Origin of the sequence: Amycolatopsis sp. cg13, assembly GCF_041346965.1 — a bacterium.
GTDB lineage: Bacteria > Actinomycetota > Actinomycetes > Mycobacteriales > Pseudonocardiaceae > Amycolatopsis.
In genome coordinates this window covers 9,502,354-9,516,765 of the sequence record NZ_CP166848.1, presented here as the reverse complement: position 1 = coordinate 9,516,765, position 14,412 = coordinate 9,502,354, and the positions used below count along the sequence as shown (strand labels likewise).

12 protein-coding genes are annotated in these 14,412 nt (G+C 70.1%); 3 read left to right on the top strand and 9 right to left on the bottom strand.

Going from position 1 to position 14,412, the window contains the following annotated elements; translation table 11 throughout:
* Positions 1–108: 108 nt before the first annotated feature.
* Positions 109–1,569: an aminotransferase class I/II-fold pyridoxal phosphate-dependent enzyme gene (locus AB5I40_RS44520; protein ID WP_370936206.1), complete on the bottom strand. Its 1,461-nt coding sequence runs from the start codon at positions 1,567–1,569 to the stop codon at positions 109–111.
* A 101-nt stretch (positions 1,570–1,670) separates the two neighbouring features.
* On the opposite strand from AB5I40_RS44520, the gene AB5I40_RS44515 reads away from it, so the two are divergent.
* The 3 genes from AB5I40_RS44515 (at position 1,671) to AB5I40_RS44505 (ending at position 4,230) form a co-directional block, all read left to right on the top strand.
* Positions 1,671–1,844, top strand: coding sequence for a hypothetical protein (locus AB5I40_RS44515; RefSeq protein WP_370936205.1), 174 nt, complete (start codon positions 1,671–1,673; stop codon positions 1,842–1,844).
* A gap of 325 nt (positions 1,845–2,169) precedes the next feature.
* Positions 2,170–3,039 (top strand): serine hydrolase, encoded by an 870-nt coding sequence (locus tag AB5I40_RS44510; RefSeq protein ID WP_370936204.1) that lies wholly within the window; start codon positions 2,170–2,172, stop codon positions 3,037–3,039.
* Positions 3,040–3,135: 96 nt separating this feature from the next.
* Positions 3,136–4,230 carry a glutamate--cysteine ligase gene (locus AB5I40_RS44505; protein WP_370936203.1) on the top strand — a complete coding sequence of 365 codons (1,095 nt, stop codon included), beginning with the start codon at positions 3,136–3,138 and terminating at the stop codon, positions 4,228–4,230.
* A gap of 6 nt (positions 4,231–4,236) precedes the next feature.
* On the opposite strand, the gene AB5I40_RS44500 is transcribed toward AB5I40_RS44505, so the two are convergent.
* The 8 genes from AB5I40_RS44500 to AB5I40_RS44465 all read right to left on the bottom strand — a co-directional run bounded on the left by AB5I40_RS44500 (position 4,237) and on the right by AB5I40_RS44465 (position 14,410).
* On the bottom strand, positions 4,237–5,052 hold the full coding sequence (locus AB5I40_RS44500) for a DUF1206 domain-containing protein (RefSeq protein WP_370936202.1): 816 nt from the start codon (positions 5,050–5,052) through the stop codon (positions 4,237–4,239).
* A gap of 84 nt (positions 5,053–5,136) precedes the next feature.
* Positions 5,137–5,595, bottom strand: a complete 459-nt coding sequence (locus AB5I40_RS44495) for an STAS domain-containing protein (RefSeq protein WP_370936201.1) — start codon at positions 5,593–5,595, stop codon at positions 5,137–5,139.
* 177 nt (positions 5,596–5,772) lie between these two features.
* On the bottom strand, positions 5,773–6,993 hold the full coding sequence (locus AB5I40_RS44490) for an MFS transporter (RefSeq protein ID WP_370936200.1): 1,221 nt from the start codon (positions 6,991–6,993) through the stop codon (positions 5,773–5,775).
* Positions 6,990–10,763: an IucA/IucC family siderophore biosynthesis protein gene (locus AB5I40_RS44485; RefSeq protein ID WP_370936199.1), complete on the bottom strand. Its 3,774-nt coding sequence runs from the start codon at positions 10,761–10,763 to the stop codon at positions 6,990–6,992. The genes AB5I40_RS44490 and AB5I40_RS44485 overlap by 4 nt, the downstream gene beginning before the upstream one ends.
* Positions 10,764–11,119: 356 nt before the next feature.
* Positions 11,120–11,569 carry a serine hydrolase gene (locus tag AB5I40_RS44480; protein ID WP_370940726.1) on the bottom strand — a complete coding sequence of 150 codons (450 nt, stop codon included), beginning with the start codon at positions 11,567–11,569 and terminating at the stop codon, positions 11,120–11,122.
* A 131-nt stretch (positions 11,570–11,700) separates the two neighbouring features.
* Entirely contained in the window at positions 11,701–12,003 is a 303-nt protein-coding gene (locus tag AB5I40_RS44475) for a serine hydrolase (RefSeq protein ID WP_370936198.1), read from the bottom strand.
* A 14-nt stretch (positions 12,004–12,017) separates the two neighbouring features.
* Entirely contained in the window at positions 12,018–13,220 is a 1,203-nt protein-coding gene (locus tag AB5I40_RS44470) for a VWA-like domain-containing protein (RefSeq protein WP_370936197.1), read from the bottom strand.
* Complete coding sequence (locus tag AB5I40_RS44465; RefSeq protein WP_370936196.1) at positions 13,220–14,410, bottom strand: AAA family ATPase; 1,191 nt, start codon at positions 14,408–14,410, stop codon at positions 13,220–13,222. The genes AB5I40_RS44470 and AB5I40_RS44465 overlap by 1 nt, the downstream gene beginning before the upstream one ends.
* Positions 14,411–14,412: the final 2 nt, after the last annotated feature.

Genomic DNA, 14,412 nt, shown 5'->3' with positions numbered 1-14,412 from the left:
GAAGGTCCTTGGGGTCTCGGCAGCCGCCCGTTGCGGGGGCCTTCGACTACGCGTCGAACGACCGCAGCGCGGATCGACATCCCTCGGCGCGAATTTTCGATCGCCTCCTCAGCGGGCGACGACTCGCACAGTGCGCAGCGACGGATCCACCGGGTCGGGCAGGAACATGCCCGCGGCCACTCCGCTCCGCAGGTAGTCGAGGACCGGGCGGGTCAGCACCTCGCCGGGCAGCACCGCCGGGACACCGGGCGGGTACGGGCTGATCGTCTCGGCCACGATCCGTCCTGCCGCGTCCTCGGCCGGGATCTGTTCGGCCGGGCCGAAGAACGCGTCGCGCGGCAGCAAGGCCTGGTCAGGTTCCAGGTCCTCGGGCGCGGGCAGGTCCACGGGGGTGGCTCGGGGCAGGTCGTGTTCGGTGAGCGCCTGGAGTGCGTCGACCAGCCGAGCGGCGGTTTCCTCGTCGTCGCCGACGGTCAGCTGGGCGGCGATCCGGCGGTGGTCCGAAAGCCCGACGTCGACCCGTTGCCGGTCTCGCAGCCAGTGGTTGGCGGCGTAGCCGGAACACCCGAGCTCGGATACGTCGATCAGCAGTTTCAGCGGATCCCGGTCGTCCGCCCGGCCTGGACCGACGAGTTCGGCGTCGCCCAGCACGGTGATCCCGGCGATCCTCGACAGCCGCTCGCGGGTGTCCGCGGCCAACTGGAGCACGTGGTCGAGCAGGCTCTTTCCGTGCTCGACCATCTGCCGGCGCCAACCGTCGAGCCCGGCGTAGATGAGCGACGACGGGCTGGTCGTGTCGAGCAGATCGGCGCGCATGGCGAGCACATCGGGGTCCACCAGGTCGCCGCGCAGGTGGTAGACCGAGCCCTGTTCGAGGCCCGCGCCCATCTTGTGCACGCTCGTGACGCACAGGTCGGCGCCCGCGTCCATCGCCCAGGCCGGCAGGTCCGGGTGGAACGGGAAGTGCGCGCCCCAGGCCTCGTCGACGATCAGCGGCGCCCCGCGATCGTGGCAGACCCGCGCGACGCCGCGGATGTCCGCGCAGGAACCGTAATCGGTCGGCGTGATCAGCAGCATTCCCTTCGCCGCCGGGTGTTCCGCGAAGGCCGCCTCGGTTTCCTCCGGGCCTGGCGGGTGGGCGAAGTTCAGCGTCCGGTCCCAGCGCGGCGACACCCACACCGGCCGGATGCCGCTGAGAATGAGCCCGGCGACCACGGATTTGTGCGCGTTGCGGGAAATGAGCAGCTCTTCGCCAGGCCCCGCGACCGACAGCATCGCCGACTTGACCGACAAGGAGCTGCCGCAGGTCGAGAAGAACGCGCGGTCGGCGTGCACCGCGTCCGCCATGAGGTCTTCGGCGTCGAACAGCACGCCGCGGTTGAGCGCCCGGTCGTCCAGGCCGTTCATCAGGATGATGTCCGAGGCGAACACGTCGCGGCCGACGATCTCGGCCAGTCTCGGGTCTGCGCCTCGGCCTTGTTTGTGTCCGGGCGGCAGGAAGGACACGTGCCCGGACGCGCGAAACCGCCGGATCGCTTCGAGCACTGGTGCGCGGGAATGATCGGCCACGCGCCCCGCGTACCCATCCGGGCCGAGTTCAAACGCGGGCCTGTTTCGTGGGGCTCGATAGGGGTAGTCCGCGGTGGTCTTCGCCAGGAGACGGAGGAATCATGGCTCAGATGACAGAAAACCCGCAGCCGGCCGGCGGCTCCCTCGCGGCGCCGCGGCGCACGTGGATCGGCGACCACGACCCGACGGACCAGAACTGGCAGGAGGTGGGCGACGAGATCCAGCTGGCCGCCCAGCAGGCCGGACGGACGTGGCAGCAACCCGAGACCGACTGAACGAACCCGGGAAACCGACGACGGCGAAAAGGCGGCCGGAAAGGCAAGATCGGGCAAGCGGATCTGCCTGAACGTCCTCCGGCTTTCGCCGTCGCCGTCTTGTGCGCGCTCCCGGCCGCCGTCTCCGCATCGCTGACGGCCGTCGCGTCTTCGCAGTTCAGCGCCTCGCGGGTCGGCCAGATGGCCGATGCCCGGACAGGGTTGCCCGCCGACTGGCCTGAATGGACGGACTCTTCGGACGATCCTGCCATTCCCCCGCTCTCAATACCTTCGGCTCGCTCCCGCTTCCCGGAGAAGCGGACTGTTGCCGAAGGAGTTCGCATCGATGAAGATGCTCGTGGGGGTGGCCGCGCTCGCGGTCGCGGGAGGTTTGGTCGCCGCGATCGCCGTCGCCGGCAGTTCCGGCGGGACCGACTGGAGCGCCTCGTGCAGAACGGCTCCGGCCGTGGCGGCGGGCAAGCATCCGGGTGCCGTCGCTGAAGCACGGAAAGCGTTGCTGAGCAACGGAAACGATCCCCGGCTGGAGATCGAGGTCGTCGATCTCGACGCGTGCGCGGCCGAGGTGAGCTGGAAAGCCGATCAGCCGCAGCCGACCGCGTCCGTGGTGAAACTGCTGATCGCGCTCGAATTGATCGACCGTTCCGGCGTTCCCTCCGACGACGACGCCACCGCCGTCCGCACCATGCTCTCGGCCAGCGACGACCATGTCGCCAACCGCCTGTGGCAGCAGCTCGGCGGACCGGCGATCGTGCGGCGGCAGGCCGGCAAACTGGGGCTCGCGCACACTTCGCCGCCCGCCGATCCCGGCCAATGGGGTTCCACCCAGATGTCGGCCGACGACGTCGTCGCGGTGTACCGGCACATCACCTCGGGGCGGTCCGACGACGAGCGGGAATTCCTCACCGAGGCCTTGGAAAGCGCCCCGCGCAACGCCGCCGACGGGTTCGACCAGCACTTCGGGATCCCGCGCGCGTTCCCCGGCGCGAAATGGGCGGTGAAACAAGGATGGGGCACTTCCGACGGGCGGCGGGTGCTCAATACGACCGGCTTGGTGCGGACTGAGTCTCGGACGTTCGCTGTCGCGGTTATGAGCACTTGGGACGACAGTATGGACGTCACTGCCGCGACCAAGGCGCTCACCGCGGCGGCTGGCGCGTTGAAGAGTTCGCTTGCCGGTGGCGGCACACTCACCTGAGTTGGTCCTTTGTGGACTTAGCGCCGCCCGGGAACCGCTGTTTGCGCGGGCGCCGACGGGGGTATTCCGATGCCCCGACCCCAGGAGAGAACCTCGGTGAACGACCAGACCGGCGACGAGCTGACCTTCGGCATCGAGGAGGAGTTCTTCGTCGTCGACCGCGACGGCAGGCTGGCCAAGGCGGACGACGTGGTCGACGACGCCGCGGAAACGGGCGGCGCCAAGGGCGAACTGCAGCACGAGCTCATCCAGCCGCAGGCCGAGATCGCGACCGACGTCTGCCGGACCCGAGACGAGGCGCTGCAGCGGCTGCGCGAACTGCGCGAGGACCTGGCCGCGGCCGCGCGCCGGCGGGACTGCCGGTTGCTGCCCGCGGGCTCGCCGCCGGCGGCGGAAGCGGGTTTGCCCGGCGTCACGCCGAATCCGCGCTACGAGCGGATCGCCGAGCATTTCGGGGCCACCGCGCGGACGGCGCGGACCTGCGGCTGTCACGTGCACGTCGCCGTCCCGGACAAGGAGACCGGAATCCAGGTTCTCGGGCGGATCCGGCCGTGGCTGCCGGCACTGCTGACCGTGACCGCGAATTCCGCGATCGCCGACGGCTACGCCACCGGATACCGCAGCTGGCGCTACCAGCAATGGAGCCGCTGGCCCTCGGCCGGCCCGCCGCCGCGCTTCGCGTCGCTGGACGAGTACGAAAGCGTGGTCGACGCGTGGCTGCGTTCGGGCGCGATCCTCGACCGCGGGATGGTCTACTGGGACGTCCGGCTCTCGGAGAAGCAGCCGACCATCGAGTTCCGCATGGCCGACGTCGCCGCGACCCCGAACGAGGCGGTTCTGCTCGGCGTGCTGGCTCGCGGCCTGGTCGCCACCGCGCTGGCGGACGACGCTCCCCCTCCGGAGCTGTCGAACGAGGTGCTGCGCGCCCAGCTCTGGCGCGCGTCGCGGGACGGGGTGATCGGCAGTTGCCCGCACCCGCGGAGCGGCGATCTGGCGCCGACGAAGACCGTGCTGACTGATCTGGTCGAGTTGGCCTCTTCGGCGCTGGACTCAGCTGGGGACCTGGAATTCGCCCAGGAGGCCGTGGCGCGGTTGTGCGCCGAGGGCAGCGGTGCGGACCGGCAACGACAGCGCTTCGCGGAGCGGGGACGTGGCGAGGACGTCGTCGACCTGCTCGCGGGCACCGGCTGACCGTCCTCAGCGCCGGTGTGCCCAAGCCGCAGCCAGGCAATAGGCACCGAACGCCGCCAGACCCAGCGCGACCACCGTCAGCAACACCGTTCCGAACGGCTGGGCGGCGAGGGTCTTGAGGCTGGCGTCCAACCCGCCCGCCTGTCTCGCATCAGCGCGGAAACCCGCGTAGCCCAGCAGGAAAGCGGTCACCGCGAACACGACAGCCTTCGCCAGATATCCAGTACTGCCCAGCCAACCGACCCAGCGGCGGGTCTTGCCGGGCAGTCCGCTGGGGTCTAGGTCCTCCAGGAAGGTCTGCTTCACGCCTTTGACCCCGGCGGCAACGGCGACGCCGAGCACAACCGCGGCAGCGGCCACCACCAAAGCCGGACCAGCGGGGAGCTGGAGCAGCTTCGCGGTGAACTCCTGCTGGGTCTGGTCGCTCGAACCTCCCCCGCCCTCGCCCGCGGCGAGGCGGAAGGCGGTGCCGCCCAGTGCGAGCACCACGATTCCGCGGGCGGCGGCGCCGAACCGTTTGCGGGTTCGCTTTCCGCCGCTGGTCCAGGTGTATCCGGTCGCGGCCATGAGGAACTGCCACAGCCCGAAGGCGGCCAGGCCGGCCGCGAGCACCCACAAAAGAACCTGGCCGAACACCGTCGAGCCGACCTCCCGCAGGGCGCCCTTCTGGTCGGTCTGTTCGCCGCTTCCGAAGGCGACTCGCACGCAGAGGTAGGCGAGGATGAGGTGCACGAGCGCGTAACACGCCATCCCCGCCCGGCCGAGCAACTGGGCGGTGTCGGTCTTTTCGCCGCGGGCGACCGTGTGGGCGATCCGGTTCATGGGGTGGGGATACCCGCTGTGGTCCGGCGCCATGGGGGCAGATGGAGCAATCCCCCAGCTGGAAGATCCGCAGCGGACAGTGGGTCAGCGATCGATTTCGGGCCGCGACGGGATGGGCTGGCCCGGTTCGGTCAGCCAGCCCGTTCTCCGGCGCGTCCTCGCGTGCATGGCGGCTTCGTCGAGGCTTCGCACGACCGGCAGCGCGCGGTCGAGGCCCAGGAGACCCAGCGGGCGCAGGATGGCTCGTTGCCGCGCGACCGCCGCGAACCGCACCCCGGCGAAGCGGGCGGTCTTGGCCTGTTCGGCGAGGAATTCCAGGACCCGGGCCGAGCAGAAGGCCACCTCGGTCAGGTCGACGAGCAGGGTCGCGGGCCGCAGGCCGAGTTCGCCGGACAGGATCCGGCGCAGCCGCGGGACGTCGGCGGAATCGAGTTCCCCCGCCAGGGTTACCACCGTCGACCTCGCGGTGCGGGTCAGCGTCGTGGCGGGACGGCTGGCGGGACACACGACGGTCAGGCTCAACGGCGGGGCGTTGCTGTGCATGGTTTTCGTTCCCTCCTCGCGAAAAGCGGGGCGGGGACCGGGAACGTGGCGCTGGAACCCCCTCTCCAGCCGGTAGTCGAAGACAGCGGCTGTGCTGCGATGCCGCCAACGTACCGCCGGGGCGCCCGTTTTGCGCAACCCTGGCTCACCCGGGCGGCGGTACGCGACGGCTCGGAGTCAGCCAGGGGCGAGGCCCGGTTCCGGCCGCGGCGGGGCCCGGTAGATCCGGATCGTCAGCAGGGTCGTGAGCACGCATCCGAGGCCCATGAACGCGAGCATCGCCCGGGTGCCCGCGAGTTCCGCGATCGGGCCCAGCACCGCGGTGCCGACCGGGATCATCGCGCGGTCGGTGCTCGCGATGCCCATGATCCGGCCGAGGAGGTTGCCGGGGGCGGTCGCTTGCAGGGCCGCCCGGTTGGCCGTGCGGTAACACTGCCCGACCAGTCCGACGACGACCATCGTCGCTCCGGCGCCTACTGCGGCGGGTTTTCCGGTGAAGCCGCTCGGCACGAGGAGGATCAGCAGGGCGCAGCCGAGGAGCACTGCGCCGATCGCGGCCAGTCGCGCGGGGTTGGCTGGCGGGCGGCGGGACATGGTGGTCGATGCGGCCAATGCGCCCGCCGCGCCGCAGGTCAGCAGCAGGGCCGCGGTGCTGCCGTCGCCGTCGAAGAGGTCTTTCGACAGGAGCGGCATCATTGCGGTGTAGGGGAAAGCGAACAGCATCGGGCCCATCGCGAGAGCGATCTGGCGGCGCATCGCCGGGTTTCGCCGGAGGAGATGCCAGACCGAGTCCGTCGGCGAGTCCGAAGTGGACGGTGCCGGCGGCGCGGACTCGGGCAGGACGGTCAGGCAGCACAGGGCGACCAGCGTGCAGAAAGCGTTGAACCAGAACGCGGTGGGAACCGAGCTGACCGCGAGGACGAGCGCGCCGACGGCGGGGCCGAGGATCATCGCCGCGTTCAGGCAGGCGGAGTGCATCGCGATGACGGCGGTGAGCGGTCGCTGGCCCCGCAGCAGCGGCAGGAGCGTCTGTCTCAGCACGGGTTCGGCGCTGCCCGCTGAGGCTCGCGCGAACACCATCGCGCACACGAGCCACAGCGGGCCGCCAGCGGTGACGATCCAGGCCAGGCACAGGGTCGAGCCGAAGAGCGCCACGCGCAGGCCCGCGAGGAGCCGCCGCTGGTCGTAGCGGTCGGCGAGCCACCCGGCCGGCGCGGTGAACAGCAGGATGGGCGCGAGCCGCACCACGTTCACCGTCGCCAGCGCGGTCGCCGAACCGGTCTGCTCGACCACGTACCAGTTGAGGGCGACGAGATCCGCGGTGTCGCCGATCCGGGAGGACAGCGTGCCGGCCAGGAACAGGCGCAGCGGGAACCGTCCGGCAGCGCCGGTGCTCATCGCACGGGGTCGCCAGCGCCGTGCAGAGGATTGGCTTGTGGCAGGTAGATGTCGTGGTCGGCCGCCAGCAATCGCATGAGCCCGAACGCTTTCTGCGGAAGATGGGAAGTCCGGAGGAACGCCACGTCGGCGGACGCCCTGGCGAGAAGGTTCTCCGGCAGGCCAGCCAGCAGGTCGGTCATCTTCGTGCGCACGGTCGCCCAGAGTTGTTCGCTGGGCAGGTTCCAGGTCGCCGCGAACATCGTCACCACCTGCGCGATGTTGGCCTGCAGCAGCGCATACGAAACCTTTCGGCGGACGTGGTCGATGTCGTCGGTGAAGGTGATCGAATCGGGGTGCGGCGCGAAGTCGAGGCCCGCCTCCCGCATTCGGCCGGGATTGACGCGGATCCCGCCGAAGTCGCGGACGAGGACTCGCGCCGGCAGACCGTCGCGGACCACCAGCAGCGTGTTCTGCAAGTGGGCTTCCAGGCCGATGCCGTACCGCCACAGCAAGGGCAGCCCCGCAGTCAGCATCAGCTCCACGTACTGCTCGAAGAACTCGTGCGGGCGTTCCTGGGCTAACTCCGCCAGAACGGTTCCGTCCGGCTGCGCCGCTCCGCGCAGAGCGCAGGCGGACAGGACGATCTCGCCGGGCATCGCATAGTCGGCGGGATCGGCTCGGAGCAGCGCGGAAAGGCCGCGCTCTCGCTCGGGCGCCGCGTCGCCGGTCGGTGCGGAGAAAGCGATGCCAGCCAGCTCCGGTACGCAGATGACCCTGCCGCGCGTGGCGGGGTCGTCCGCGAGGAGGCGTTGCAGGAGAGAGCTCATCCGCGGGCCGTTGTCGGTGGTGGCGGGCGAGATCGTGCGCCGCCGCGAGGTGAGCTGGACGTCGAGCGACGTTTTGACCGTCAGGCGGCGTCCGTGCCTGCCCGCGGCGGCGGTGACCAGGGTGCGCACCGAGACGGTCGGGCGACAGGCCAGTTGCGCTTCGGGGAGCGGGACGATGCTGCCCGCCACCAGTTCCTCGTGGTACTCGGCGGCCAGCCGGCTCCGCATCTGCCACGGATGCACGGGAATCAGCTCGTACTCGGCGGGAGCGTGCCCGCGCGCGGCGAGTCCGTCGATGGCGCGGGCGGCTATCGCGGGAAAGTGGTCGGCCACGATCGTTCCCACCGACGTGCCCGACGGATCGGGGGTCGAGCGCACGGAATCCTTGCGCACCGCGACGAAGGAAAGGCCTACCGTGTCAGCGCTTTCCGGGCAGTAGGCGAGGGAATCCGCCGGGGTGAAGCCGCGGCGAACCCTCGGGCAGAGGTGGATCGTGTGCCCTTCCGCGCTTGCCGCGTCCAGGTCGAGCGTGAGGTCGGACGCGGCGCGCAGCCGGTGTATAGGCAGGCTGCGCCGGACGCAGGCGCGAGACAGGGCGAGGTTGCGCGCGGAGTCGACGAGATCGTCTCGGAGCGCGCCCCAATCCATCTCTCCGCCGGATGCGGCGACGGCGTCGACGAGTTGTTCGGGACGGTCGAGCGCGCGGACTTCGACTCCGTCGCTCACCACGACGGGGCTCACCACTTCGTTGGCCCCGAACCCGTTCTCCAGCTCGCACACCGCGGCCAGCCGTCGTCCGGACGCCAAGGTCACGCAGATCAGCCGACCCGTGCACGGCCCCAGCAGCGCGAGAACGCTCGGGGACACCGGCGGAATTCCGGTGAAGGGCAGGACGATCTCGGTGATCCGCTTGGCGGACAACGATCTCCGCTCGCGCAGCAACGCACTGCAAGCTCCGTTGAGAGTGCTGAGCCGCGCCCCGGCGAGTTCGGCCAGCCACGGCCGCACGAGTTCCGGCCGACGGTCCCGCAGGCAGGCGAACATTTCCCGCTCCGCCTCGTTGAGGTCCGGTGGCTCCGGCTCCGTGTCCGGTGCGGCGAGCGGATTCGGGCCTTCGACGTACTGCTGGTCGGTGACGAGGTTCTTCAAGCGCATCGTCAGCAACGCTTTGTGCTGCCACGGCCCGCTCAGCAGCGCCTCGGCGTCCGCCCTGGCGTCCTCGGCCTCTTCGGGGCTGCTGGCGGACATAGCGAGCCGGTGGAACGTCCGCCGCACGCACTCCCCCACGACCGGCCACAGCAGGTCCTCCGAGCACCCGGCTGTGTGCGCGAGCTCAGCGACGAGTTCTCCGAGGTGGTGGCCGAAAAGCGGGTAGTACAGCTTGGCGCGCAGCGTCGCGGCGTCCCGGGCGAGCAGGGGCGAGCCGGGCAGGAACTCGCCGGACATGGCCCGCCGGGCGAGGCGGGATTCCAGCAGCCGAGCGGCGCCGAGGTCCCTGGCCAGAACGCGGTGCGGCCAGCGGTCTTTCAGCACGAGAACGGTGTTCTGCGGATGGGGTTCAAGCGCGATTCCGTAGCGGACGAGGAGCGTCAGCACCGGCGGGACGCAGCATTCGACGTGTGCGGCCAGCCACTGCTGCGCCACTTCGGTCAGCGGAGCGCCGGTGACCGACGCGGTCTCGGTGATCAGGTCGTGGAGCAGGCTGGCACCGGTCAACGGAGATTGCGCGAACAACGAAGCGATCGGCATCGACAGTTCGTCCGGGCCTAGCAAGTCTTCGCTGTCTTCGCGGAGGACAGCGGCGAGCGAACGACGTCGTGCCTGGGCGGTGGCGGGGTCCCCGTCCGGCGGCACATATGCCACGCTGGCCAGCTCTCGCAGCACCGCGAACCGGGGGCGTCCGTCCGGCGTGGCGAGCGACAGGTCCAGGTCTCCGGCGACGATCCGTTCGAGCAGCGCGGACAGCCGCGGGCCGTTGTGCACCGCAGCGGGCGAGACCCCGCGGACGGCGCTGGTGAGCTGCACTTCCAGCGCGGTTTTGACGTGCAGCCCCGTGCTCGCCGAGGTCTCGCGTGCCGACAGGGTCCGGACCGAGATCAGCGGGCGCGCCGGGATCCGGGTCCGCAGCGGCACCACCGTGCCGTCGGCGATCGCGTCGGCGTGCAGCACCGGTAAGGCATGGAACCGCTGGTGCGGATGAACGGGAATCAGCACGCGCTGCTCCGGGATCAGCCCGGCCGCGCGCATCTCGACTGTCGCCGCGGCGACAGTTCGCGGAAAGGCTTCGCTCAGCAGTATTTGCGAAGCATCGAGGTCATTCGCTCCGGTGGCGAAGTCCCGGGAAACCGAAATCAGGGGCAGCCCGAATTCCGCGCCGAATTCCGGAGAATAGCGGACGGCGTCCTCGACGGCCATCCCGACTTTCATTTTGGCGACCGGATGCAATGGGTGCCCTTCGACGACCATTCCTTCGAAAGGAACCAGCAGCGACCCGGTCTCTCCCGATTCGCGGAGCGCGGCGACCAGCGCGGCGAACGGCCGGGTTGCGCGCTCGTTGTCGGAATCATCCTGATCGCGCAGGTCGGCCGCGAAGAGACTGGCGGCCGCCAGGGACAGCGCGTGACCGGCGACGCTGTCGGCGAGTTCGGCGCGCAGCCGGTCCCAAGAGTCGCCGTCGCCGGAACACAGCTGTTCTCTCACCAGGAAATCCCAGAGCCGCAACGGGTCGGCGACCTCGTGGCCATCGAGGCGCACCGGACCGGCGAGAACCAGGCGACCGGTCTTGGTCGCCTCGCGCAGCACCAGGTCCAGACCACGTTCGCGGGCCAGGTCCATTTTCAGCAAACCTTCGCGCGCCAAAGCGGAGAGCAGCCGGGACATCGTTTTCGCTCGCGCCTCCAGAAGACATTCCGCGTAGTGCGCGGCAAGGTCCGGCGGTGCGAACTTTTCAGTTTCTTCCAACCGAAGGAAGACGGCGAGTTCGCCGGGAGAAAGGGGGGTTCCCGGCGGGGTCAGGAAAGCATTTTCACTAGCCTGGGCGGGGGTGGGCATGGTGCACTATGGTGACGCTGCCCAGGTTAACCAGACAGGAACGTACAGGTTAACAACAGATGAACACACCTATCACAACCCAATAAACTCGGACATTCGCGCACTCGTGCACGGCCATTGCGTAGCAGGTTGAAAACTCAACTGGAGCACTGTCGCATACTTTGCCCCGGCAATTAACCCGCCATCAGTTAAATGCGGCGGTCAATTTCGCGGAGCACGGCCGGCGCGCCGCGGGCGGCGTTGGACAGCACCGCCACGTCGAGGTCCTAGGCCGGATAGTGCCGCGCGATGCCGCCGACACCGGCGTTGTCGCCGTCCTTGTAGTAGTTCCGGAGAGAACCGTTCTGCCCCAAGGTGAATTCCAGCCCGAAGCCGTACCACATGTCGCCGTCCTCGGCGCGATGGTGCAGCACCTGCGGGGTGAGGAACTGCTCGGTCCGCTCGGCCGACATCAGCTCGCCGCCGCGGACAGCGCGCAGGAACCGCACCAGATCGGCCACCGTGACGTGCGCGCCGCCATCGGGCGAGCCGATCGACGGATAGCTGAAGATGTTCTGCTTCCACCCGGTGATCCGGCCTTCGGCATCGATGACCGGATCCCAGCCCTCCGCGACATCCGGCGCCGCTTCCCTTCGGTCGTAAAAGTCCGCCGCGGTCATGCCCGCCCGCGCGAAAACAGCGCTCCGGATGTGGTCGCGGCAGGCGGTTCCGGTGATTTCCTCGATCGCCAGGCCGACGAGGACGTACCCGGTGTTGCACCTCCCCCGGCGGGAAATGGGGTGGCTTGCGGACGAAATTCGGCAGATGGTCCCGCGTTCGCGTCACCGAGTAGACCGGTTGCCGACCCTCAGCGCCCCGTAGCTCTCCCCCGCTTCCTCGTCAGCGTCGTCGGCGATCCCGGAGGTGCGTGAGCAGGTCCAGTCGTCCTTGGTCCATCAGCCGCAAACGCGGCCACCGCGGTGAAGAACTTGGTGATGGAAGCCGTGTCGAACCGGAGGTCGAGCCGGTTCGGCACGGCCCATCGACGGCTCGCCGGCCCGTACGCGCCTGAGAACTGCACCTCCTCGCCGCGACGGATCAGCACCGCCCCGGAGAACTCGTCGGCGGCGGCTCGGGCACTCGACCAGGCATCCAGACCGGTGAACGGCATGTTCCGAAGGCAGCTCACCCCACCGTGACCACGCGGGCCCAATCAGGCGGCGAATCCGGCCGATAGCCGGGAATGTTCTCCGCCAGCCGACCCACCCTGGGAAACAGGCCCACCACCGTCCGGCAGGGCGGTCTCGAGCTGGGCCAAGGGGTTTGGCCGTCGGTCAACGCCACGATCACGTCGGGGCGAGGGTTGCTTCTCAGCGCCCCGGCGAAACCGGCGCGCAGATCCGTACCGCCGCCGCCCAGCAACGGGATTCCTTCGGTACTGCACAGCTGTTGCGTGACGTACGCGGCGGCGTCGCACGACAGCACCGAGACGAGATCGCGACGCCCGCCGACCGCGCGGACGATCGCGGCGATTTCGAGGAGCGCGCTGCCCAGTTCGGCGTCGCTCACCGAGCCGGAGGTGTCGACGATGACGCAGACCTGCGGCGGCCTGCGGCGCAGGCTCGGCAGGATGACGCCGGGCAGGCTGGCCGCCCGGCGCGCCGGGCGGCCGTAGGTGTAGTCCTCGCCCGCGCCGGACATCGCGGACCGGAGCGCCGCGCCCAGCAGCTCCCGCCACGGCAGCGGCGGGTGGAACGCTTCCTCGGCCCAGCGTTTCCAGCCCGCCGGAACATCGCCCGGGTTGCCGTTGATGCCTTGCGCGACCCGGAACCGGACGGCGTCCCGCTCGTGCTCGCTGAGCCCGTGCGCGCCGTCGGGGCCCAGATCCCATTCGCGCTCCAGGCCGTCGGCGCCACTGCCGCAGTCGAGCCAGGCGAATTCCGCGGTGTACGGACCCAGCCGGAATTGGGCAAGGTATTCCTCCATCAGCTCGCCTTCGCGCAGCCTCAACGCTTGCGGCTCGACCGCGCCCTCGGGCCGGTCCAAGCCGTCGCCGAAGACGTCGTCGTTGATTTCGCAGTCCGCGGCGATGTTCATCCGCAACCGCTCCGCCGGCCCGGTCAGCTCGTGCTTCGCGGCGTACCGGTCGCCGCGGCCGTGATGGTCGCGCAGCAGATGGGAGACCTCGTGCACCCAGACCCCGGCCAGTTCCTCCAGCGGCGTGCGGTCCACGAACCTCGGCGACACGTAGCAGCGCCAGTGGCGGTCGACGGCCATCGTCGGCACTCGCCGCGACTCCACCACGTGCAAGGCGAACAACGCGGTCGCCAGATACGGCCGGTGCCGGATGGCGTAAAGCCTTGCCGCGTAAAGCTTCTCCTCGTCCATCAGCGCTCACCTGCCGGTTCCGCCCGCCGGGACAGCGCCACCGCACCGGACAGCCGTTCGATCGCCGCCGGTACCTGCCAGTCTTCGCGGCGCAACGAGGCGAGCGTCGTCGCGGGCACCACCACGAGGTCCGGCGCACCGGTTTCCAACGCCAGCACCAGCACCGCCCACGCCGCGTCCCAGCGGGCCTCTTCCGGCCTTTTCCGCACCGCCTCCACGACCCCGTCGAGCACGGTCTGGCGCAGGTCGCCGCGTTCGGGCAGCACCGCCGATTCCGGGTCGGCGAGCAAGGTTTCCGGGTCCGGCAGATCCATCCGGTCGAGGCTGGCCAGCAGCTCCAGACCCGGGCCGTCGCCGACCGTGCCGCGCACCAGCATGGACAGCACTTCCCGCGAAGCGCCCGCCGCGGTGGCGAAAGCGACCAGTCGCAGGGTCATTTCCCAACTGCGCGGCGAGGGCCACGGACCGCCGCGCCGGGCTTCGCTCTTCGGCAGTTGATGCACGAGCCCGGGCCGCGTGGTCAGGAGTCCGCAGACCGCGCGGCGGGCGAACGTCACGGCGTCGGGCAGCTGCGTCGGGTCCAACTGGGGCAGCGCTGCTTTGGGCCACGTTCCGCCGAGCCCGCGCACCACGACGTCGTGGTCGTAGGTCCAGTGCAGGTGCACGAACCGGTTGGCGAGCGGCGGGCTCAGTTCCCATCCGTCAGCCGCGGAAGATCGCGGGTTGGCGGCGGCCACGATCCGCACCCCGGGCGGGAGCCTGAGCGCCCCGACCCGCCGCTCGAGCACGACGCGCAGCAGCGCCGCCTGGACGGCGGGCGGCGCGGTGGAAAGCTCGTCCAGGAACAGCAGTCCCCGGCCCGCGCGGACCAGGCGCACGGCCCAGTCCGGCGGGGCCATCGGCACGCCCTGCTCCGCGGGATCGTCGCCGACCACCGGCAGGCCGGAGAAGTCGGACGGTTCGTGCACGCTGGCGATCACCGTGGTCAGCGGCAGTTCGACAGCTTCGGCGAGCTGGGTCAGCGCGGCCGTTTTGCCGATGCCCGGCTCGCCCCACAGGAGCACCGGCAGATCGGCGGACACGGCCAGCGTCAACGCTTCCAGCTGACTGTCGGGGCGCGGTTCGGTGTTCGTGTCGTCGAGGAGGGCAAGGAGATCGGTGGCGAGGTCCAGGGGGCGTCGATTATCCATGG